At 39.3% G+C, this 23,551-nt stretch carries 19 protein-coding genes; 9 read left to right on the top strand and 10 right to left on the bottom strand.

Features of this window, described 5'->3' with window-relative positions; all coding sequences use genetic code 11:
• Positions 1 to 9: 9 nt before the first annotated feature.
• The gene (locus HWV58_RS22480) at positions 10 to 3,012 is read right to left on the bottom strand and encodes a SusC/RagA family TonB-linked outer membrane protein (protein ID WP_175636252.1); all 3,003 of its coding nucleotides are present in this window, start codon (positions 3,010 to 3,012) and stop codon (positions 10 to 12) included.
• 917 nt (positions 3,013 to 3,929) lie between these two features.
• The gene (locus HWV58_RS22475; RefSeq protein ID WP_175636251.1) at positions 3,930 to 5,645 is read right to left on the bottom strand and encodes an FAD/NAD(P)-binding protein; all 1,716 of its coding nucleotides are present in this window, start codon (positions 5,643 to 5,645) and stop codon (positions 3,930 to 3,932) included.
• A 106-nt stretch (positions 5,646 to 5,751) separates the two neighbouring features.
• Here HWV58_RS22475 and HWV58_RS22470 point away from each other — a divergent pair, with 106 nt between their 5' ends.
• Entirely contained in the window at positions 5,752 to 6,366 is a 615-nt protein-coding gene (locus HWV58_RS22470) for a DUF1543 domain-containing protein (RefSeq protein ID WP_317174811.1), read from the top strand.
• Here HWV58_RS22470 and HWV58_RS22465 read toward each other — a convergent pair whose 3' ends face one another.
• The 3 genes from HWV58_RS22465 to serC form a co-directional block, all read right to left on the bottom strand.
• On the bottom strand, positions 6,367 to 7,158 hold the full coding sequence (locus HWV58_RS22465) for a DUF4350 domain-containing protein (RefSeq protein WP_175636250.1): 792 nt from the start codon (positions 7,156 to 7,158) through the stop codon (positions 6,367 to 6,369).
• A 675-nt stretch (positions 7,159 to 7,833) separates the two neighbouring features.
• A complete protein-coding gene (locus tag HWV58_RS22460) occupies positions 7,834 to 8,955 on the bottom strand; it encodes a DUF1015 family protein (RefSeq protein WP_175636249.1) in 1,122 nt (373 codons plus the stop codon).
• Positions 8,956 to 8,967: 12 nt separating this feature from the next.
• Positions 8,968 to 10,065 carry a 3-phosphoserine/phosphohydroxythreonine transaminase gene (serC, locus tag HWV58_RS22455; RefSeq protein WP_175636248.1) on the bottom strand — a complete coding sequence of 366 codons (1,098 nt, stop codon included), beginning with the start codon at positions 10,063 to 10,065 and terminating at the stop codon, positions 8,968 to 8,970.
• 323 nt (positions 10,066 to 10,388) lie between these two features.
• Here serC and HWV58_RS22450 point away from each other — a divergent pair, with 323 nt between their 5' ends.
• Positions 10,389 to 10,856: an Lrp/AsnC family transcriptional regulator gene (locus tag HWV58_RS22450; RefSeq protein WP_175636247.1), complete on the top strand. Its 468-nt coding sequence runs from the start codon at positions 10,389 to 10,391 to the stop codon at positions 10,854 to 10,856.
• Positions 10,857 to 11,075: 219 nt separating this feature from the next.
• On the opposite strand, the gene HWV58_RS22445 is transcribed toward HWV58_RS22450, so the two are convergent.
• On the bottom strand, positions 11,076 to 12,119 hold the full coding sequence (locus HWV58_RS22445; RefSeq protein WP_175636246.1) for an NAD(P)-dependent alcohol dehydrogenase: 1,044 nt from the start codon (positions 12,117 to 12,119) through the stop codon (positions 11,076 to 11,078).
• A gap of 227 nt (positions 12,120 to 12,346) precedes the next feature.
• On the opposite strand from HWV58_RS22445, the gene HWV58_RS22440 reads away from it, so the two are divergent.
• The 7 genes from HWV58_RS22440 (at position 12,347) to HWV58_RS22410 (ending at position 18,738) form a co-directional block, all read left to right on the top strand.
• Positions 12,347 to 14,674 (top strand): TlpA family protein disulfide reductase, encoded by a 2,328-nt coding sequence (locus tag HWV58_RS22440; protein ID WP_175636245.1) that lies wholly within the window; start codon positions 12,347 to 12,349, stop codon positions 14,672 to 14,674.
• A gap of 178 nt (positions 14,675 to 14,852) precedes the next feature.
• Positions 14,853 to 15,182, top strand: coding sequence for an ArsR/SmtB family transcription factor (locus tag HWV58_RS22435; protein ID WP_175636244.1), 330 nt, complete (start codon positions 14,853 to 14,855; stop codon positions 15,180 to 15,182).
• A gap of 1 nt (position 15,183) precedes the next feature.
• Entirely contained in the window at positions 15,184 to 15,648 is a 465-nt protein-coding gene (locus HWV58_RS22430) for an SRPBCC domain-containing protein (RefSeq protein ID WP_175636243.1), read from the top strand.
• A gap of 6 nt (positions 15,649 to 15,654) precedes the next feature.
• On the top strand, positions 15,655 to 16,044 hold the full coding sequence (locus tag HWV58_RS22425) for a DoxX family protein (protein WP_175636242.1): 390 nt from the start codon (positions 15,655 to 15,657) through the stop codon (positions 16,042 to 16,044).
• Between the two features lie 56 nt (positions 16,045 to 16,100).
• Positions 16,101 to 16,679, top strand: coding sequence for a YdeI/OmpD-associated family protein (locus HWV58_RS22420; protein ID WP_175636241.1), 579 nt, complete (start codon positions 16,101 to 16,103; stop codon positions 16,677 to 16,679).
• Between the two features lie 19 nt (positions 16,680 to 16,698).
• Positions 16,699 to 17,259, top strand: a complete 561-nt coding sequence (locus tag HWV58_RS22415) for a DUF4256 domain-containing protein (protein WP_175636240.1) — start codon at positions 16,699 to 16,701, stop codon at positions 17,257 to 17,259.
• A 582-nt stretch (positions 17,260 to 17,841) separates the two neighbouring features.
• On the top strand, positions 17,842 to 18,738 hold the full coding sequence (locus HWV58_RS22410; RefSeq protein WP_175636239.1) for a DMT family transporter: 897 nt from the start codon (positions 17,842 to 17,844) through the stop codon (positions 18,736 to 18,738).
• 279 nt (positions 18,739 to 19,017) lie between these two features.
• On the opposite strand, the gene HWV58_RS22405 is transcribed toward HWV58_RS22410, so the two are convergent.
• The 4 genes from HWV58_RS22405 to HWV58_RS22390 form a co-directional block, all read right to left on the bottom strand.
• Complete coding sequence (locus tag HWV58_RS22405; RefSeq protein ID WP_175636238.1) at positions 19,018 to 20,397, bottom strand: helix-turn-helix transcriptional regulator; 1,380 nt, start codon at positions 20,395 to 20,397, stop codon at positions 19,018 to 19,020.
• Between the two features lie 280 nt (positions 20,398 to 20,677).
• The gene (locus HWV58_RS22400) at positions 20,678 to 21,007 is read right to left on the bottom strand and encodes a hypothetical protein (RefSeq protein ID WP_175636237.1); all 330 of its coding nucleotides are present in this window, start codon (positions 21,005 to 21,007) and stop codon (positions 20,678 to 20,680) included.
• A 33-nt stretch (positions 21,008 to 21,040) separates the two neighbouring features.
• Positions 21,041 to 22,285 (bottom strand): MFS transporter, encoded by a 1,245-nt coding sequence (locus HWV58_RS22395; RefSeq protein WP_235972801.1) that lies wholly within the window; start codon positions 22,283 to 22,285, stop codon positions 21,041 to 21,043.
• Positions 22,286 to 22,292: 7 nt separating this feature from the next.
• Entirely contained in the window at positions 22,293 to 23,357 is a 1,065-nt protein-coding gene (locus HWV58_RS22390; protein WP_175636236.1) for a zinc-binding dehydrogenase, read from the bottom strand.
• Between the last annotated feature and the right edge of the window lie 194 nt (positions 23,358 to 23,551).

Below are 23,551 nucleotides of genomic sequence, written 5' to 3'. Positions count from 1 at the left end.
ATAATTATTTTATAAATCCAATTTAAAGCCCAATACAAAGGTTCTAGGGATGGTTAAATTGGCTCCATCGTAGTATCCGGTATAGTTTACAAGTTCAGGATCAGCCCCTGTAAACCTGGTAATGGTAAACAAGTTCATCGCGGTTGCGTATAAGTATGCCCTTCTTACTGTTTTACCCGTTTTTTTGAAGAATGAAGTTTTACCGAAATCGTAACCAAGGGTTACTGATCTTAATTTTACATACGAGGCATCCTCTAAAAACAGATCCTGATCAACACGATATGCATCAACATCACTCCACGGATTATAAATTGGATACGTTTTTTCATTGTCAAATACCTGCCATGAAGAAACTTCCTTAACAGAATTAATATCGTTGCCTGCCTCGCGGTTAATAAAACCATAACGGGTAGCTTCATATTGATTAATTGCCTTTTGGCCCAATGCAAAGATGAAGTTGAAATTAAGATCGAAGTTTTTGTAAGCCAAGGTATTATTCCAACCACCTACAAATTTCGGTAAACGGTTACCTGTTAAAATTTTATCTTTACTATCAATACGGTTGTCGCCATTATAGTCTGCCCAGTTAGGATCACCGGCTTTCATTGGAATACCATTAAAGGTTCTTCCCGCAGGTACATCGGCATTGGTATTGTAAATACCATTGTTAGTATACAACCAAAAGCTTCCAACCGGTTTACCAACAGTAAGCTTATTATCGCCAACAATTACTTCTTTTAAACCATTTGGTAATGCCTTAAGTTCGTTACGGTTGTAATTGATGTTTAGGGTTGTATTCCAGCTTAACCCTTTAGGTTGATTGATGATTACACCATTCAACATAAGTTCTAAACCTTTATTGTTAATATCCATTCCCGATTGATAGTTAACATTGTAACCTGTTTCAAAAGGTACCGGTACACCAATAATGTTATTATTGTCGTTACGGTTATAAGCACTGATTGCTGCATTAATTCTGTTATTCAAGAAAGCTGCATCAAGTGTGATATTGGTCCGATCAGAAAAAGGAAGACTAATTCCATAACCAATAAAGCCGCTCTCATATGGTCTGTTTATCCCTAATCTACCTCCATAGCCTGGGATAGTAGGCTCTTCAAACCAACCATTTTCCGAACGGTACTGAGGGCCTGCCGCATATCTGTCGTCAAGGAAAATCCTTAAATTTCTTCCCCAACCAGCACTAAGGTTCAGGGCATCAAAAAAAGTATCATTCTTTAAAAACTGCTCCTTCAAATTAAAGGTGGCATTAAAGGCTGGTGTTGTTACCCATCTGCTATCCGGCTGTCCGTTAGATGAACCATCTCTTCTTACAAGGGCACTTACGTTTAACAGGTTTTTATAGCTGTACTTAGCCGATCCATAGAAAGACATCAGGTTATTCCGCTCCTTGTCTATATACCGGAAAACATAGAAACCACCTTTTGCAAGTGTATTTAGATAATCCGGGTTATCAGCATCGTTAATTTTTTCACGGCCATCAACCAGGTTTAACTTTACATAATCATTTGGTCCGTTATAGGCACGAGCATAATTGTATTTATAGGTATCGCCCTGAAAACTTTGGCCAATTTCAAAATCGACAGTATGCTTCTTATTAATTTCATACTTATAAGAAGCTGTATTGCTTTGCAACAAACGCTGGCTATAACCAAAATAATTGGATACATAACTCACTCCATCCATTAAGCTAGAAGGAGTAAAATAATCTCTCACGCCTTCGTTATAATCAAAAATTAAACTCGAAGTAAGGGTTATTTTATTGACTTTAGCGCTGATTATTAAATTACCGTTTAAAATGCTATTGCGATTATTATCTACATTCTTGGCATTTTCTTCTAAAAAATTTCCATAAATAGAAGCGTTTGGCGATAAAGGATTTGATAAATCTGGAATATACCTGGTTTCAGCAAAACGATCTCTCAAACTTCGGTTTCTGGTACGGTCTAAACGCGCTGCATTCACACTACTCGAAACTGTAAGCCATTGAAATGGGGCCATGTTGATACCAAAAAATAAATTATACTTATTTATATTAGTATCATCTGCATTACCTGCGTTTTTAGTGCCTGAACCGAAAAATCTGAAATTTGCGCGGTCACCACCACCTGTAATACCTAAATCAGCCGAAAAAGTTGGCGTATTTTTGTAGTATAAATCGTTCCAGTTAGATGGTCCGTAGTATGCGGTATTGGTCGAATCTCTTAAATAAGATGCATAACCCGCATAATTTTCAACGGTTGCATACTTTTGATAAAATGGTTTTCTAAAATTATTTTCGTAAACACCGTTAATCGTATTTACTTTAGGTGTGGTTACATAACCAAAATAAGCGTTTGCACTGATATCGCGAAGACCAGAAGACCTGGCATTCTTAGTAGTAATATATATGGCACCATTAGCGGCATTTGGCCCAAGTTTAGCCAATTCAAATGGATCTTTGATCACCGAAATAGACTGTATATTATCTATACTGATTTGAGACAATAAGTTGGTAGCAGGGCCAATCCTGTTATAGTCATATTTCTGAACATCAAAAGCGAAAGGATTATCGGCCACCAACGGTACACCATTTAAATAAACAGCTGGTTGCAATGCATAAATATCTTTTTTGCTGAAAAGTAAACCAGAAGCTCCTTGAATAATAATACTTTGTTCGGTTCCAGGCTCGCCATTTGGCTCCTGCACGTAAACTCCTGCTAAATTTCCTTTAATAATCTGTTGTAATGACAAATTTGGAACCGGCGTTGCCGAACGGATGTTAATCGTATCGCGTACAGCCTTAAATTTCTGCAACGCCTTAATCATTTGCCCTATTGTATCTGTTTTTACAGAAAATGTTGCTGGCTCCTTCTTAGTTTTTGTCGTATCCTGCTGAAAAGCAAAATACAGACTATTACCCCCCTTTACCACTACCGTATTGGCATGTAAGGCTTGAGATCCAAAAACAGATAAAAACAAGGCAAAACAAATGCTTGTGTAAATTTTAACCATTTGAATAGTTTTTATTAAATTTTTAGTATTAAATGAAAATGCAATTGCTAAAAGACCGGTAACTGATAATTACTGGCAGAAAATTTTGGGCACAAGAATGCCTGTCGACAAAGCGTAAAATTTTTGAACATGGTATGGGAGTTAGGATGATTAGTTATAATTCTTAACTACAAAAAGATGTGTTAAAAACCTTTGGTTGTTTGTTATTTTCTTAAAAGAATACCTGGAGACAAAGTGTAAAGTTTTTGATCATAGAGTTTAATTAGGATTAATTGTTAATCCTTGCTGCAAAAAAATTTGCAACAAGAACCATTAGTTATTGTTTGTTTGCTGTTATTCCCCGGTAGAGGTTATATCGTTGTTTTCGCTAATGTTGTTTCAAGTGGTTAGCAAGAAACATTATTAGCTGGTTGTACTAATAAAATATTTGGCTCGTTATGTTTTTGTTAATGCAAGATATAGATTAAGAAAGTTCGTTTTTCTTTTTTCTTAACGCAAACGTTTGCCTAATAAATGCCTTTAAAACAAACTAAAGCAACATAAAAGCTTTAGCACTTAAATAATAACTAACAATTCTTATCGATTTTTAAAGAGATATTCCTTTAGCGAATGGCAAAAAACAATAAACGTTAGAATGACAATATAATTTGGCGATCAAAGATTAAAAAGAGAACGATAATAGGCTAATTTTTAGATCATTGACTATCGTCCGAATCAGGATAAAAAAGTGATGTGAAATAATTTATACACAATTTAAGCGCAAACGTTTGTTTTTAGCAGCACAAACCAAGCAAAACAACAATTAACACACTAATAATCAATATACTAAACAATTAAACACAGAAAAACAGAATACACATAGTACTTAAAATCAGGTATACTTAGCACTACATTTTAAGCCAAAATCATCAAATATTTCAAACTAAAATTTGCTGGGCAACAACTGTTGAGGCAGCTTCACAAAAATCGAGTCCCGAATAATCCGGATTATAGCCTCCCATGTATGGAACAGCCATCAGATAGATTCTATCGCAGTTATTCCCTTTCTTATCAACCAGCTGAAAATGATCGTTTATGGTAATGCCCGGTACGTTTAAATAGTATTCGCCGTCAATTACCGTCACTTGTTTATTAACAGTAGCCTTAGCTTTCTGACCCATGTCTGCTGATTTAAAAGCAAGCCTGGCCTGACTGATTTTACCCCCTTTAACCAAACTTTTAAAAGGAAAATCATGAACAGAAAGGTGGGGCTGCCCAACGCAATCAACAAATGTTTTAAAATGACTTACAACCTTTTTATTCTGGCTGTTGTAATAATGATAATTGACCCCTCCTTTTTTAAGCGGTTTAACTTCACTGTCGTCGCCAACTTCAACAATATCTAAAATCCCTGCATCGTGCAAGGCAAACAGCATCCTGCATGAGCTTTGAGGAACAAATGCAATAACAATAGATATTAAGGGCATTAATACTTTTTGCAATCGCTCCATATCTTCGGCTGATAAATATTTGGCAGGATAATTCATCGTAAAGCTTAAAATGGCCAATGCTTCTTTCCAATAAACCGATTCCTTTTTACGGATGGACTTTTCGGCTTCTATATATTCTTGTTTAAAAAGCTCAAAAGGTTCTTTTTTTTCCCGGTAAGCCATCATCTTTTCGACAAACTCCTCCAGCGTTAAATCCTTTATTTTTTTGTAAAAATCTGGATCTTCTTTAATGAACCTGGCTTTAAAATTCTCCTCAAATAAAAAGTCAAGGCTTACAAAGCCCCCATTTGCTTTAATATGTTTCTGAATTTCTGTTTTCGGCAAGGTTTCGTCTTTACCTAAATGCGGGTCTTCTAAATGAAACCGGATAGCAGGTAACAAGCCATTTCTTGAATGCATAATGAGCTTAAAACCTTCACTATCCTCGTTAAGCTGGTAACTGAGCTTTCCTTCTTTATTTTCTACAAACTTACCATTTGCTTTAGCCAGTGTCCGCACAGCATCAATTGCAGTTAGCGATGAACCCATTAAGCCAACAGGATGATTCAGCTTTAACAACATTTTTTTGGGAGGATAGGGCGAATCGAAATACCCCTCGATTTTACCTTCATACTTTTTGGGCCAGCTGTGGCCGGTACAAATAATTAAACTATCAAAATCAAGCCAGCCACCTTCCTGCAGTTTTACAGCTACCTCCTTTTTACGTGGATGGTCGATCACATCTTCAACCACGGTATTGAGGTGCACCCTGGTGATAATCCCCTTTTTTGTGGCAGATTTTTTTAATAGCTCAAATTGTGCTTTCAGGTATTCACCGAAAAATAACCGTGGCAGCACTTTATATTCATTAAAATTTTCAGGGCTGATATTAAACTTTTTCAACAAAGGTTTTGGTGCGGTTTTAACCCAGTCTGCTATGGAATTAAAAATAACCGGAATTTCGTTATCGGAAACATTGGTAATGTGCTCGTTGTTTGCTCCTTCGGCACTATAAGGCATACCAGCTCCCAAAGTATCCTTTCGCTCAAAAATATCGATTTGCAGGTTTTTCCTTTTCGATTCTATAAGTCTTTTATACATAAAAAGCGCACTTGGTCCGCCACCAATGATAGCAACCCGCTTATTTAATTTTCCCTTACCCATTAATTAATGTGATTTGTAAACCTTATAATCTTTAAAAGCTAAAATTGTTTTAGCTCAGGGAAAATTGCCAATCTTATTTCTTTTCAGAAACCAATCGTAACAAATCTTGTTAGTTTTATCGGACATCAATACGTTTGACAACAAAATGGAGGAAAAAGGACTAACACCACCCAAATTGTTTATGATTTTACTGGGATCGAAAGCCCCTAAAAGAAATGTAGAGCAACATGATTATTTTTTTGGGATAGCACACAGTTTAAAGGAATTGATACCGGATATAAAAGCTTTCTGGCCCGAAGCCGGCAGCAGCATCCATCTGGATGGTTGGCGCGAAGTAAATTATGTGGATGGATACCGGATTAAAGTAGTGCCGCGCAGTAACGAAACATCCACCGGTACAAAGAAACTCTTTTTCATCAACCTTGGCGGATATCAATCAGGCTTGCTTTACGAACAGCATTACATTGTACTATCGGTACACGATGAGCGGGCACAAGCCATACAGGAAGCCAAAAGGACTTTATTTTTTAAAACGAACTCCATCAAAGGTGCCAATTCGCATATTGATGAAAAATATGGAATTGACGTTGATGATATCTATAAAATAGAAGATATATTGAGTAAGGAGGCCAGGAAAAAATACCAGATAGAAATTACCGAATCAACCGGCTTACCAGAAGATGAGATTCATTTAGGTTATTTTAAGCTGGATAAACTTTAATTATTTTTTGGCCAGGGTTTTTAACCATTTAACCAGATCAGCTGCTGCCTTATCGTTTTCGAAGCCCATCTCTTTAGGCAAACGGCCATTTACGTATTCATCGTACAACCATGGATCGGCGATGGCCACTACATTGCCCTTACCATATTTTGCAGCAGCAATAACGGTAGCACCGGTACCATTTTTTAATATCGGTTTGGCAGCGCCTTTGGTTTCGATAGCACATACATCTTTCATGAAAATTTTTGAAGCAGTTTTAAATACCGGGTTGTTTTTGGTTACAATAGCACCATCTTCAAAATGTGCATCATCAATTACATGGTTTTGCATCTCATTGCTAAAATGTATTCCAAATGTATTGGCCAGCTTATTAAAGTGCGTTAGTTCTACATTGGCGCTATCGTTAGCAAACATCACCAATACCCCGCCCTGTTTTACCCAGGTAGCAATGGCCTTGATGTGCTCGGCTTCTATATAATTTGGTTTTGGGTTTTCTTTTGGCCTGTCAGGATCGACAATTAAATAAACATCACTTCCTTTTAAATTTGCTGCTGTAGGTGCGGTTTCCAGCGAGTCTAGTTTAAAGCCCTCTTTCTTAAAAGTATTGCCCAAAATAGAGAAACCACTGCTTGCGCGCTCGCTCCACAGGTAGTGAAAACGGATTTCTTTTCCCTGTTTATCTTTACGGGTTTCACGGTTAAAAAAGTAATCGAGTGTAACGGTTTGTGCACTGGCTGCAATTGATGAAGCAGTTAATAGGCCCGCTACACAAAATCTAAAAAGTAATTTCATAAAAAGAGTATGATTAGAAAACCAAAAGTATAAATTTTAGTGGTAATCAATTCATCCGCTACCAAATTTCAACCGCATTGATACATTTTTAACCTGAATTGAAATATAATAGGCTTGGTTAATGCATTATACAAGAATATGAGATTTACGGGAAAAATTTTGGTTTATAATTTCCCGCAGATTTTATTAATAGCACAATTTATTAAATACATTGAAAAATCAGCTTTCATCAACCTACTTGCAACTCTACGCTCCAATCTGCGTGCTTTGTGGAAAAATTTCAACTTATCATCTCCCACTGCTTTAAGGTGATACCGCAGATATTATAAATTTAAAGCCTATTAAATGCATTATATATGTTAAACCTTTTATTATTTTTTAGCTCTGCGTTTCAATCTGCGTAATTTGCGGGAAAAATTTCAACTCATAATCTCCCGCTGATTTAAGAGGATGCCGCAGATATTATAAATTTAAAGCTGATTAAATGCATTATATATCTTAAACCTTTTATCATTTTAAGCTCTGCGTTTCAATCTGCGTAATTTGCGGGAAAAATTTTGGATTCCTTAATACCGCCTTTTATACCAGGCCACTACAAAAAAGCCAACAATTAGCACTGTGGCCGTTACTTGTCCTATACTTTCTAAATCGAGATCGAACATTGTATTTCTTTTATTAATTCATCCGTAACTGTTCGCCTTTTGCGGTAATGGCTACCGGACTGCTTGCCATAAAGCCCTGTGGAACTTTAGGGGCGATCCAGGTAGATTTAGGTGGCAAAAACTCAGCTCTTTCTGCTGCTGCAATAAAAGCATCGGGCGTCATGGCAAAAAGAGAAAAACCAATTGAGCGGTTATCATTGCTCAGTTCGCTGAGAAACTGTGGCCATTTGCAATCCGGAAAACAAGTTAACCGCTCATCTTCCTTAGGCTGGTGTATCCCCAAGACTTCCGAAAGAATCATATCCTGCAAAATCACTGTATCGGGTTTGGCAGACAGCGTATCCCAGGCTTTATTTAAATCGAGCTGATACCACTCTCCCTGAAAACAAAGTCCCAGCCTGTTTTTCTGATCGGGTTTATAAGGTTTATTGTTGGGGATTTTTGAAATGTAATAATACTGGCCCAGCTTTTCCATCAGTATAGGCCAGGAAATATCAGTAGCAGAAACAATCCTGTGGAAAGGCGCTATCGAAATTACATCGGCAGAAACAAAGAGCGAGCTGATTTGCTGTGGAATATTTTTTTGAAGTGAACAGGCGGCCTCCAGCCTGTGATGGCCATCGGCCAGGTAAACGGCTTCAATTGCTTTAAACTGTTGCACAAATTTTTCAATCACCTCTTCTTCCAGTACCTGATAAAGAAAATGTCCCATTTGCGACCACTCGGTAGCCAGCGGTTTGCGCGTGCGCACCACATAATCAATCAATGCATCTAAGGCTTTATCTTTTTTATGCACCAATAATATGGGCGACTTTTCGGTGGTTTTACTTCTCCTGTCGGCTTTCAGTGATTCAACTTTCGATGATACAGTTTCTTCGTGACGCTTAATCGCTTCTGCTGCCGTTTCAGAAAGATCAATAGTGGCCCAAACACCGCGCATTACACCAGCATCGCCACGAACTTCATAAACATAAATGGCCGGTTGATCGTCCAAAGCACATCCAAACAAATTAATGATATCTTCAAAAGAAAGTTTTTCATTTTTATGTCCCTTACCATTTACCTGGTCAGAGATCATCAGATCAAAAATGCCTTTCCCTGGCCTTAATGCCTTTAAAGGAGAAATTTTTATCATCTTTTTATAGATTTATTCGAGTTCAAGAACTGTTTTATCACTATATATTTTTTCGAAACTGACCATAGCTTCTACCAATACAGATACACTTGATAAGGGAAGCGCATTATAAAGCGATGCACGGAAGCCACCAACAGTACGGTAACCTTTTATCCCCACGATGCCTTTTTCTGCAGCAAATTTTAAAAATGCGCCTTCTGCATCCTTGTCAACTGCCTGAAAAGTAACGTTCATCCGCGAGCGGTGTGCAACCTGTGCAGTACCGTAAAAAAGCGGATTCCGGTCTATTTCAGCATATAGTAATTTGGCTTTCTCTATATTTCTAAGTTCTATTCCGCTTACCCCACCCTGATCTTTAAGCCATAAAAGATTAAGCATGGCCACGTAAATAGAAAATACAGGAGGTGTATTGTACATGCTCATGTTATCGCGAAATACCCGGTAGTCGAGCATAGATGGAACTTCTTTCTTTGCACGATCGAGGAATTCGCTTTTAGCAATAACCAAAGTCATGCCTGCCGGCCCCATGTTCTTTTGCGCACCTGCATAAATCAGATCGAAATCATTTACATTAATCTTTCTCGAAAAAATATCTGAAGACATATCGCATACCAGCGGAACGCCAGCGGCTGAAAAATTAAATATCTCTGTTCCTTCAATCGTATTGTTTGAGGTATAATGCAGGTAGGCAGATCCGGCATCTACATTGGGGTGATCTGGAATATAGGCATAGTCTTTATCTTTCGAAGATGCTACAACATCAACTTCACCAAATAATTTAGCCTCTTTAATGGCTTTTATTGCAAAATAACCGGTATCGAGATAAGCTGCCTTTTTCCCTTCACTTAAAAAATTCATCGGAATCATGGCAAATTGCGTACTGGCCCCGCCCTGTAAAAAAAGCACCGAATAGTGATCGGGAACCGACAGCAACTCGCGCACCAGCAACTGTGTTTTAAGTACCACCTCCTCAAATTCGGGCGAGCGGTGCGAAACTTCCAAAATAGACAATCCCATTCCGTTCCAGTTGATAACAGCCTGGGCAGCTTGTTCCATTACAGCCGATGGCAATATGCACGGACCGGCGCCGAAATTGTGTTTTTTATCCATGAGAGAAACAATATTTGGTAAAATAATTTATGCTATAAAGATCAGTAGTTAAGCAAATTATAAAGCAACAAGCTTTTTTTTTGGTAAAAATTATTTTTTTCAAACACCCCTGCATCCCAAAAATTTGGTTTATCTGATTCTAAAAACCAGCCAACAGAATATAATTTTTATTGCACCTTACAAAAACCACACATAATTGTAAAAAATACACTAAGCAAAACCACTAACACTGGCATTAAATCAACTTAAATATAATTATTTTACCTATTTTTAGGCTTCACAAAAGCGAACAAAAAATATACAATTATACACTAAGTATTTACATGCAGTCACCAAAAGTTGATCAGACCGATATTGAAATCCTTAACCTTTTACAACGCGACGGATTATTAACCTACAAGGAAGTTTCGGGGAAGCTTAGAAAAAGTATGACGCACATTGTTGAGCGTATTAAAAAGCTACGAACAAACGGCTACATCAAATCGACAGTAGCTTTGGTAGATATTGACAAGCTGAGATCACATTTCATAGCCTTTCCGCACATTCAGCTTAACCTCCATTCTGAAGATGTGATCAGGGCTTTTAAAGCCGAAATGGAAAAATACCCTGAAGTAATGGAATGCTACCACCTTACCGGGCATTTCGATTTTATGCTAAAGGTAGCCATGCCGGATATGGTTTCGTACAACAATTTTTTGAGGGATAATATTGGTACCCTGGCCTATGTAGGTAATATCCAGAGTTTTTTAGTGCTTTCGCAATCGAAGGCGGAGACGGCGTATGCATTATAGGTTCATTGGCTCATTAGTTCATTTGTGCATTGATCACTAGTCATTGGTTCATTAGCTGGTCGCTTTATTGGGTTAACTGGTTAATTGTTTAAACCGGTTAATTGATCTTCCCTGATGGTTACTTTAAGCAGCGCACAACGTCTATTGCAATCAACTGGTTAAACAAAAAAACCGGAACAATCAATGCTCCGGTTTTTTCCTGTTAGATAATCAGACAGCTTATAAAGTAGCCATATCAATAACAAAGCGATAACGTACATCGCCTTTTTCCATGCGTTCGTATGCATGATGAATATCTTTGATATCAATCATTTCAATATCCGAAACAATATCATTGGCTGCACAGAAATCAAGCATTTCCTGAGTTTCCTTAATACCCCCGATACCAGAACCAGCCAGGCTTTTTCTGCCACCCAATAAACTAAACGCAGCAATTTCTGCCGGTTTTGGTGGCACGCCTACACAAATATGAATTCCGTTTGTTCTCAGTAAAGAAAGGTACATGTTAAAATCGTGCTCAGCCGACACAGTATCAAGAATAAAATCGAATGTACCGGTAGCAGCTTTTACCTGTTCAGGATCGGTAGTAACCACAAAATGATGGGCACCCAGTTTTTTGGCATCTGCTTCTTTTTTAGGTGAAGTACTTAATACAGTTACCTCTGCCCCAAAAGCTACTCCAAATTTCACCGCCATGTGACCTAATCCGCCCAAGCCTAATACTGCTAATTTATGTCCCTTACCCACTTTCCAATGGCGTAAAGGCGAATAAGTTGTGATACCGGCGCACAACAATGGCGCAACCGCAGCAAGGTTTAAGTTATCGGCAATTTTAAGCACAAACTCTTCCCTAACCACAATACTATCCGAATAGCCACCGTAGGTAGGTGTTTTGCCGTCGCGCTCTAAACCGTTATAGGTTTGCGTATTTCCTTCCAGGCAATATTGCTCTAAATCCTGCTTACAGTTTTCGCAAACCATACAGGCATCAACCATACAACCCGTTCCGGCCAAATCGCCAACCTTAAAATTCTTTACATGGTCGCCAACCTTAACCACACGACCAACAATCTCATGCCCCGGAACCATTGGGAAGATACCTGGAAACCAGTCGTTTTTAATCTGGTGAAGATCGGAGTGGCAAACGCCACAAAATAGTATTTCGAACTGCACATCATGTGGTCCAACTTCTCTGCGTTCGAAGTTCCATGGTGCAAGATCTGTTGTTGGGCTTTGCGCCGCATATCCTTTTGTTGCTATCATAAGTTTAAATTTTAAAATATTATACCCTTACAAATTTAAGGCAGAGTTGTTTCTTAAAATTACGCAATTCAAATAATTGATTATAAAATTCAAACAATTATTTAGCGTCAGCCATCCCTATTACGCTTCAACTACACCTCCATGTACCTGCAAAAAAAATTAACATTATTTAAGGGTTAAGGCCGTCTTAATTATTTAATTTAGCTATCTAATCAAATTAACAACCCATGAACTCCTCACCCACTACCTTAAACAATCTGCTTAAAGGCCTGGCCTTAACTTGCCTGCTGGCACCAGTTAGCTTAACCAGTTTGGCGCAAAAAACCATTACCAATCCATTGGTTGGCTTTGATGGCAAAAACCCGAACTTAAAAATTGTTAAAGTTAGCTTAGGTGATACGGCAACAGTTTTAAACTTCGAAACCACTGCTCCTGCTGGAAATTGGATCCGCATTCCAAAAAACACCTATATACAGGTAAATGGTGCAAAGGAAAAATTGTTTATCAAAACCACAAAAGGTATTCCCTTTAACAAACAGTATATCATGCCCGCCAGCGGAAAAACAAGCTACGAACTTGTTTTCCCAAAAATAGCTACCACAACCAGCATGATTGATTACGGCGAAGACAGCGGCGATGGCTGGAAAATTTACGACATTGAACTCATAAAAAAGCAAACACCCCTACCTCTTTCTTTGTACACCGAATGGTACAACCCAAAAAACAGCGATTTAGCCATCGCTTTTTACAATAAAGCTGTGATACTCGATCAGCAAGTTTGGACTTACCAGGCAATTACCCAAAACGGCGAGCACTACAACCTTACCCTAAGCAATAACAAGGCTACCAAACAAATTACTGTAGAAAAACTGGCCGACAATGAGCTTAACCTAGCCATAGGCAAACTTTCGACACGCTTAAGCAGTAATAAAGAAAGCTGTGCACAGATTTTAAGCAAGGAAGTTTATCAGCTTCCGCTGTTAAAAAATGATAGTGCTGTTTTTAGCGGATACATTAAAAACTATTCAGCGAAACTGAATACCAAAACCCTGATGCTGGCCATCGATAACATTATTACCGGCGAGCAGGAAAATGCCCTGGTTAATATTGAGCCGAATGGCTACTTCTACCGCAAAATACCAGTGTACCACTTGCAAAGGGTATTTTTGCGTTCTGATGTAGCTGATGAAAATGACATCTATCTGGAGCCTGGCAAAACACTCTTTGTGGTATTGGGAAATGGCCCCATAAAATATACTGGCAGTGCCGCGCAATTGAACGAAAGCCTGAGGCAATTAAACAGTATCGACCAGTATAACTACCAGCGTATACAAGAAAAACTGGTGAATATGAAACCCAACGATTATAAAACCTACCTGCTTGGCCTGCAAGCCATTGAACAGACTAAATTAGATTCGCTTAATCAACTTGGTAAAGTTTCGGCCAAAGCTTATCAGGTAAAGAAAAAAGACATTCTCTTGGAATATGCAAACCGCATGATGGAATACCACTGGAATTATGAATATGCTTACAGAAGTGCATTTAAACTACCAGATATAGCAACAGTTAATGTAGAAGCTTACCCGGTCGGTTATTACAATTTCATTAACAATAGCGATTTTAACAATGAGCTTAATGTGATTTCTAATGGTTACAGCACATTTATCAACCGGATTAAATTTATACCCGGCTTCAGAATGGACAGCTACACATACAATTACAAAGACATTACAGCTGCACTAAAATTGAGTGGCGGGCAACTGAGCAAAAACGATATTGCTTTCGAAAAATTAATCAGCGAAAATGGTTTAAGTCTTAGTACAGATAGTGTAAGCGCACCGATAATAAAAAAATGGAATGCAGATCATAAAAGCTTTGTCAATGACTTTGTAAGCAATGCTTTTAAGAACCGCTACTACACAACTTTAGATTCGGCAACCGGTATTAAGCAGGGTATTTTGATCGATTTAATGCGATCGCAGGATATTGCAAAACCAGTTGTATCTCAGCTAACTCCACTTGATACAAAACACCTTGACTTAGCCAAACAACAGATCAGCAATCCTTTCTTAAAAGAATATATCGAACTGAAAAATAATGAAACCCTAAAGCAGATTGAAATAAACAAAACTTCTAGTGGATATTTTGTAAACGAAACACCAAAAGTTGAAGCCGATAAAATATTTGATAACATTATGGGCAAATATGCTGGCAAAGTTATCCTGGTTGATTTTTGGGCAACCTGGTGCGGTCCCTGCCTGAATGGAATAAAAGAGATTAAACCTTTAAAAGAAGAGATGAAAGATAGTAATGTGGCCTTTGTTTACATCACAAACGAAACCTCGCCACTTGCTACTTATCAGAATATGACACCCGGCATTAAAGGCCAGCATTACAGACTTGACAACGATGCCTGGCGCTACCTTGCCGACAAATTTAAAATTACCGGCATTCCACATCAGGTACTGGTAAACAAAGAAGGCAAGGTGGTTAATCCACATTTAGGCTTTTTAGACAATAAAGAGATTAAGCAGCTTTTAGAAAAACAACTTTAAGTATTGTTTAAAATCCAAAACAAAGCTCAATAGCCTTACGGTTATTGGGCTTTGTTCTTTTACTACCCTCCATAATTACCTGCTTTAACGAAAGCTAAAGCACATTTATTAAAAAAGTTGAAGAAAAATTTGCGTAGTTAAATAGCTACATATATATTTGTAGTCAAATAGCTACATAATGAATTTAAGAAGAGATGTTTTTCAGGCCATAGCAGAACCAACCCGCAGGGCAATCCTTTTGCTGGTGGCCTCGCAGGCAATGACCGCCGGAGCCATTGCTGCAAATTTCGATACTGCCCGCCCCACCGTTTCTAAACACCTGCAAATCCTTACCGAATGTGAGCTACTGGAGCAAAAGCAAAATGGCAGGGAAATTTTCTATTACATTAATGCAAAAAAAATGAAAGAAGTAGCCGATTTTATCGAACCTTTCCGCCAGATGTGGGATGATCGCTTTAACAAACTCGAATCAGTAATGAAAGCCTACCAAGCCAAAAAGAAAGACTAACATGGAACAGAAAACAAAGATCGATGCCCAAAACGGCAAACAGGAAATACTCGTTACGAGAGAATTCGACCTCCCGGTTGAACTGCTTTTTAAAGCTTATGTAGAGCCCGAAATTGTAGCGCAATGGATGGGAACCAAAGTATTGAAACTCGAAAGCCGCAAGCATGGCAGCTACCAGTTCGAAACTACTGACCCCAGAGGAAATAAACATGGCTTTAACGGGGTAATCCATGAATTTATAGCTGATCAGCAAATCACCCGAACTTTCGAAATGGAAAATACACCCTTTGGCGTGCAGCTGGAGTATTTAAAATTCGAACAACTTACCGATGCTACCAGCAAACTAACCATGCATGTGGTATACCGTTCGGTTGAGGTGCGCGACCAGATCCTGGCGATGCCTTTTGCCCAGGGCATTAACATGGCGCACAACCGTTTACAACAAATCGTTAATCAATTAAAATAACCGATCATGACAAAGAGAAACAAAATTATTTATTGGATCGCCACCGTTTGGCTTGCTTTGGGAATGACAGCAACAGGAATTGTGCAGTTACTGAAAATGAAAGAAGAAACTGCTATGATGGCACATTTAGGTTATCCGGTATATTTCCTCACCTTATTGGGTATCTGGAAAATTTTAGGCGTAATTGCTGTGCTGATCCCTAAATTCCCTTTACTAAAAGAATGGGCTTATGCAGGCTTTTTCTTCGCTATGTCGGGTGCTGTATTTTCCCACCTGGCCATGGGCGATGCAGCAAAAGACCTTTTTGGTCCGGTATTGCTTCTGTTGCTCACTGCGACATCATGGTATTTCAGGCCTGCGGATAGAAAAATTATTTTTGCTAATTTTAATCAGTAAGCCAACCATTTTAACTGAGAAGCACATTTTCTTTTACAACAATCTAACCAGATAACATGAATCCTAAAGTTGATTTTTATTTTAACAAAGCCAAAAACTGGCAAACAGCAACAGAACACCTGAGAACCATTGCACTGGATTGTGGCCTTACTGAAGAATTGAAATGGGGTTGCCCATGTTACAGCTATAAGCAAGGCAATGTTGTGTTAATACACGTATTTAAAGAATATTGTGCCTTCCTGTTTTTTAAAGGAGCATTATTAGCCGATCCGGAAGGTATTTTGGTTCAGCAAACCGAGCACGTGCAATCAGCACGACAAATCCGCTTTACCAATGCACTCGAAATAGTAGAAATGACGACAACACTAAAAAACTATATCCACGAGGCTATTGAAGTAGAAAAATCGGGCCTAAAGGTAGAATTTAAAAAGACGGAGGATTTTGCCATACCCGCCGAGTTTCAGCACAAATTAGACAGCATACCCGACTTAAAAGCCGCTTTCGAAGCCCTAACACCAGGCCGCCAGCGGGGTTATCTTTTCTACTTTTCGCAAGCGAAACAAGCCAAAACCCGCGAAGCCAGGGTAGAAAAATACATGCCTCAAATTATGAACGGAAAAGGCCTTGACGACTAAACATTTAACAATTACCGCCATGAATAATAAAACACTACAACCCGAGCAACGCGAAGAATTACTGAATATTTTGCAAACCCGTTTTGAGAAAAACATGAATCGCCATAAAACTATTCAATGGAGCGAAGTAAAAGCAAAACTAGAAGCTAGCGAAGCAAAATTATGGATACTCGACGACATGGAAAATACCGGCGGCGAACCTGATGTGGTGGGCTACGATGAAAAAACAGGTGAATACATTTTTTACGATTGTGCTCCCGAGAGTCCTAAAGGCCGCCGGAGCATTTGTTATGACGGTGAAGCACTCGAATCGCGCAAGGAACATAAACCAGCCGACAGTGCGGTAAACATGGCTAAAACGATGGGCATTACGCTTTTAACTGAAACCGAATACCGGACTTTACAGCAATTGGGCAAATTCGACTCTAAAACCTCGAGCTGGGTGCAAACGCCTGCCGCTATCAGAAAATTAGGTGGTGCCCTGTTCTGCGATTACCGTTACGACACCGTTTTCGTATACCATAACGGTGCAGAATCTTACTATGCAGCCCGTGGTTTTCGCGGTTCGTTGAGGGTTTAGAAACAAATACTAGCTCACACCAGGATTTTCATGCTGAGGAGAACCTGTTTGACTAAAATCAATATAAGTAACAGCCTAGCCAAGATCGTCATTTCGAGCAAGTCCGATAGCTATCGGGTGCGATGTAGTCGAGAACCACCTGGTGCCCAGCGGAGCTAAATCCAACTAAGTAGATTTCTCCGTTCCGCCACCGGTGAAAACCAGCTGACTCCAGTCGAAATGACGACTCTTCTTGTTAACATCATTTCTCCTTTTCATATTTTCATTTTGATCTCAAATCGGAATTACTTACTTTCGCCTACAGCAAGCCATAAACCATGGCCGTAAATGCTAAACATGATGAGAAACGTAATTTCACCTCCAGCGCCTTAGTTAAAATTTATTGCCATCTGATGCAGCGTGCTTATGCTCTTGTATCAATCCCTGCAATGAATCTATTTTCAATCAATTTACCGGATACAGAATGATATCGGGCTGAACAAGCTACGGTTAAAATCCGTCAATAACCATAAGTCTGTTTCAGGCTTTAACCCATTATAAACTTCTACCTGTTGCGCAAGGTAGATTACTTTTCTTAACAAAATGAAAAAAGCATATATACAGCTTCACCTGGCATTGGTACTTGCCGGTTTTACAGGCATATTTGGCCGCCTAATCACATTAAATGAAGGTTTAATCAGCTGGTACAGAACATTCTTCTCGGCAATTTTTATCCTGATTGTTTTAACACTTAGCGGCAAGTTTCAAAAAACAACTTTATCTGAAAAAGTTAAAATGGGAGCAGCCGGGGCTATCCTGGGTTTCCACTGGTTATTCTTTTACGGCAGTATTAAATACTCAAATATATCGGTTGGCGTGGTGTGTTTTGCACTCACCAGTTTTTTTAACGCCCTGTTTGAGCCTGCCATAAACAAAAAGAAACTTTCTGTACAAGAACTCCTGCTAAGCGGCCTTACCCTTTGCGGCATTGCCTTAATATTCGGGATGGATATCAGCTTTAGAACAGGCATTATATTGGGCATTATATCATCCATATTTTCAGCGCTGTATACGGTTTATAACGAACGATTGGCTGGCAATTACCGAGGAGAAACCATTATACTGTACCAAATGCTGGGTGGCGTTTTGGCCTTAACACTCATTATGCCGGAATTCTTATACTTTACACCAACTACAACACTATTACCTTCGTTACAGGATTTTGGTTGGCTTTTGGTTTTAGCCATCCTGTGTACCGTGCTGATGTACCTGTTAATCATCAATGCCCTAAAGCATATTTCTTCGTTTACGGTAAGCTTAACCTTTAACCTCGAACCGCTTTACACCATCTTACTGGCCATTGTTATTTACAAAGAAAATAAGGTACTATCTGCCAGTTTTTACATCGGCCTGTTTTTAATCCTAACTTCACTGGCCTTGCAAATGTGCCGTGTTTGGTATAAGAATAAAAGGAGCCAGTTAACAACAGCAAGCCATTGAGTTAGGTAAATTGGTTATTTAACGAGGCTGTATCTAAACCTTAGCCTGATTCTACAAGGTTGTAACGTTGAGCCTGTCGAAACGACTCAGGCAATATTTGGACACTCCTTCGACAAGCTAGCATTGACAGAAGCCCATAAAAGTCTCGTCATTGCGAGGAACGAAGCAATCTTAATGCATTCGCTAAATAGCGATCGTTGTAAGATTGCTTCGTCGGCTGGAAAAGCCTTCTCGCAATGACGAAATTCCGCAACAAAACTAAAATACCTTAAATAAATACTAAATCTGGCTCATCCAGATATTGATATCGGTAGTTGAAGGAATATCCAGTTTTTTCCTGATCCGGTATTTACGGCTTTCTACCGATCGTACCGAGGTTTTGGTGTAACGGGCAATTTCTTTCGTTTCGAAATTTAAGCGTAGCAAAACGCAGAATTCTATTTCAGCTGCAACCATTGTAGGTGCTTTTTCGAGCAGTTTTTTGCTAAAACCAGTATCGAACTCGTTAAATTTAACCAGGAAAGCAGGGTTATTTTCAACTGCAAGCTGCACAATTTCCTTTAACTCCTCCATTTTTACCGGCGAACGGTCCTGTTCATTCAACTCGATCTTTTTAACCAGCTCATCAATTTTTTGCTGTGCTTTATTTACCTCTTCTTCATTTTCGGCACGCAATAACAATTCGGCCTTGTTTAGCCTGATGATAAAAACAATCAGAAGGATTGCAAAAGCCACAATAATAACCAGCGCAGCCAGATAAAACTTGTTTAACAATGCGGTTGTTTCCTGGTAATTTTTAAGTGCAAGCACTTTAAATTCATCAATCATCTGGTAATTGATGTCTTTTACATTGTTAATAATGTTCTCCAGCTCATTACTGATGTGACTATTGAGTACAATCAGCTCATTCTGCATCCCCAACAGTTTTTCATTTTCGCGTTGCAGGAGCTTAAGTTTGTTTAAATAGGCTTTACGGTCGCTACTGGCAGTTTCTTTTTCCTTACTTATAGTGGCAGTCTGTGTACTTTCTTTCTTGGTAATTTCGACGGTAGACACTTCGCTTTTATTGGCTATCGCATCTTTTAACCGTTTAAAGAAACCTTTTTTGGCTACTGGCTTAGCCTTCAGCACAGTATCAACTTTCACTTTTACATTCCTGTCGAACTTGTGCTCGGTTACGCTTGCCCCCTGCACACCTTGGCCAGTTTGCCTGCTATAATCTGCATATATGGTTAATAAGGAATCGAAACTATGCTTTAACGAATAAAGCTGATCGGATAAAGCAGACTTCTTATTGTACCAGAATTTAACCTTCTTGATTTGCAATGCAGTAAGCTGAGAAGTATCGGCCTGAGCTTTCAGCAAAGTATCGATCATCAAAAATACCTTCGATATTTTAGTATTGTAAGCAGTATATTTTTTACTGCCCGCATTGAGCATCGATTCCTGAAAATCGCCTTCTGCATGGTGAATGAGCAACAAAATCTGTTCTGGTTCCGATTGGCTGTGCTCTATATTGGTGGCCAGCTTAGAAACACTACGCAGTTTACCCGTGATGGTATTGAGCGCGAAAAAAGCAGCCCCGGCAGAAATAATGGTAAGGATCAAAAATATGAGTAATATTTTCTTTGAGATGGTCCAGGTGTAAGTAAAATTCATGGAGGGATGGGATTGTTAATTCGGAATAAACGTTTTGCATCGCATAAGCGAACCACAAAGAGAACATTTTTCTAAAAATTAGCGCCTACTCATTTCTACGCAACCAATTTTTAGCAGCTCTGCGTTCAATTAATTCGCTGATTATAAGCATTAAATCTCTAATACTCCGAATACCTTTTTTGTGGCTGATATGAAGCTAGGCAATTTAAATTAAATATAAAAGCGCCTGCAAAATAAATTTCTTCCTATTACATCCCCCTGCAAAAACAACTAATACAACCTATATCAAATGGCTCTTGCGGATGCTTTCCCTAAGTAAAATAAACTCGTAACTATCTTGTGGAACCGTTCGCCTTAAGCCCTTCAGTTTCTCTGGAATAAACCTTAACCTGATTTTATTGTAGATCGCCTGGCAAACACTTACATGCATGGCTATTTCGCTAAGCATGCGTTCATATTGACGATAGGCTTCATTCAAATCCTGTTTAAATGCCTTTACCTCGTCACACGCTTCAGGGCTGGTGCCTAATAAACGGTCGAGCTCTTCCAGCTGATCGAGCAGACCGATCAGATTGGCAACCGTACGTTTATTTATTCCTTTTAAACTCATAAATCATCTCTCGAATAAAATGCACTAATAAAATCAGGCAACCAACAGACTGTGGTTTTTACCCGACCGGGATACAAAAAATGCAATGGTAGCCGACAGCAGGCAGGCCAACGCAGTTACAATAAAAATATTGTTGCTATCGCCGGTAACATCTATTACATATCCCAAAAACGGTTCGCCTATGGCTGCAAAAAGGTAGCCGCACATGTTCATAATACCTACACCGGTTCCCGTTAGCTTATTGCCCAGCATATCGGGACTTAGTGGCCAGAAACAGGCCTGTGGTCCATAAACAAAAAAACCAGTCAACAACATGAGGATACCACTGAGTACAAGCTCTTGCGCGGGCACGAAGAAAATGAGCAGCGATAATACTGCACTTGCTGCCATGCCTACCACAATTGCCTTTAACCTGTTTCCTTTAAAAAGCGTATCAGACAAGACCCCAAAACACAACGCACCAATCCCCATGCCGATCGGGAGTAAAAAGGTTACCCAGATATTCCCCGGGTTATCTTTCCAGTTTTTGCCCAGAAAATGTACCGGCACCCAGAAAATAAGTCCGTAACGGGCCATACTTTCAAAACCAAAGGCCAGCGAGGTAAACAAAAACTTCCTGTTCCTGAAGGCTTCTTTATAGCGGTCGAGCCAATCAGCTTGTTCTGCATCTGTTGTTGATTTACCTTCGTCTGTTTTAGCTTCGGGCTTATCTTTGGCTACAATTAGAAAGATGGTGGCAGAAACGAGTAACAAAAGTACCGGCAACCTGAAAAGCATTCGCCATTCGATGCCCTGTTGCAGCAGGATGATGGAGATTAAATAGGTAACTGCCGAAGATAAGCCTGCGGCCATAGTGTAAAAACCAAAGGCTTTCCCCCGCTCATGCTCATCCCACCAGTTGTTAATTAATTTTGCACCAGGGGCCCAGGCCATCGACTGAAAAAAGCCGTTAAGCCCCCACAATACCATAATTACTGTTGCAGTATTCGAAAAACTGATGGCAATATTGGTTATAATAGAAAGATACGCCCCTGCTACCACCATCAGTTTCGGACTTAGCTTATCGGCAAGGTTACCATTAATAAACTGCCCGATGGCATAGCCTATAAGCATACAAAAGCTAATCCAGCCAATTGTGCTATAGGGAATATTTAACGAAGCAACCATTCCTTTTACCGCCCAGCCAAAGTTATGCCTGCCCGTATAAAAGAAGAGGTAACACAACATGGTTACCAATAACATCTTCCACTTCTGTCCTATCGCTGTATTTTTATTCATTATCTGATTACTGAGCTATGTTAATACCAACACGAATAGGTTTATCTGTTACTGCAAAATTAAAGGCGGTTGCCGCATCTGCTAACGCAAATTCAGCCGAAACCAGTGCTTCGAAAGGAAATTTGGAATAATTGTTTTCGATAAACTTTACAGCCTGTACAAAATCGTCGTAGTTGTAATTGTGAAGTCCTTTAATGGTATTTAGCTTTCTTACCACCTGCTCGGCATTAACCGCTACGCTACGGGTTTTAAATACGGCACCAATCCAAACAGCGGTTCCACCAACAGTTAATGCATTAAGTCCCATTTCCATGGCATCGGGCGAGCCGCTCATATCAAAAGCCACGTCAATATCTGCCGGAAGCGCCGGGTTTTGATTGAGCAAATGCCGAACATTGGCCCCGAATAATTCAGCCAGCTTTAAGCGTTCTTCATTTAAATCTGCCACGTGAATTTCCTTAGCTCCATCGGCACTACACATGGCGGCACATACCAGTCCCAGTAAACCCACTCCAGAAATTAAAACCTTTTTCCCACTGAGGCTCCCCGAAAGGCGAACCGCACCTGCAACTGTTGCTACGGCACAATTAATGGTGGCCGCAACTTTAAGTGGAATTTCTTTGCTAATCTGGAGTACAGTGGTACCTTTTTTTAATACACAGTGTGTTGAAAGGCCACCATGAAGTGCATCGGTTGCGGTAACCTGTGCATGACCATATTTAAACAAACCTTCGGCTTTTTGTGGCATACCCGCTTTGGCCTTTTCCGATGTAGCGTCCGAAGCAAAAATACTCCAGGTTACCCTATCGCCAATTTCAAGTGCACTGCCTAAATAATCTTTCCTATTGTGATCGGGATGAAACCCTGCAATTTCACCAACAATTTCATGTCCTAAAACCGTTGGAACAGCTTCATGCCGTAACCCACAATAAGTATGCAGGTCGCTTCCGCAAATGGTGGTATATTGGTTCCTGATCAGAATTTCGCCAGGTTTTAGCTCCGGAATATCTGTTTTAATTTCTTCAAGAGCCTCGCCTGCTCCTTTGAAAACAATAAGTGTTGCTTTTTTCATAACTATTTTTGGTTGATGTGCCAATAAACATTGCTAATTTAAATCCTGCAGTTTCGACTACATCTCACCTGATAATTTTGTATTATTTGAGTGAGCGATAATTGTAAATGCAATAATGACCATTTAATGTTTAGCAAAAGTAAACAAATGATAACATAAATGTTAATATTTACTAAACATTTGTTTAGCATTAC

It is taken from the genome of Pedobacter ghigonis, from assembly GCF_903166585.1.
Lineage (GTDB): Bacteria > Bacteroidota > Bacteroidia > Sphingobacteriales > Sphingobacteriaceae > Pedobacter > Pedobacter ghigonis.
This window is presented reverse-complemented; position numbering and strand designations above follow the sequence as displayed.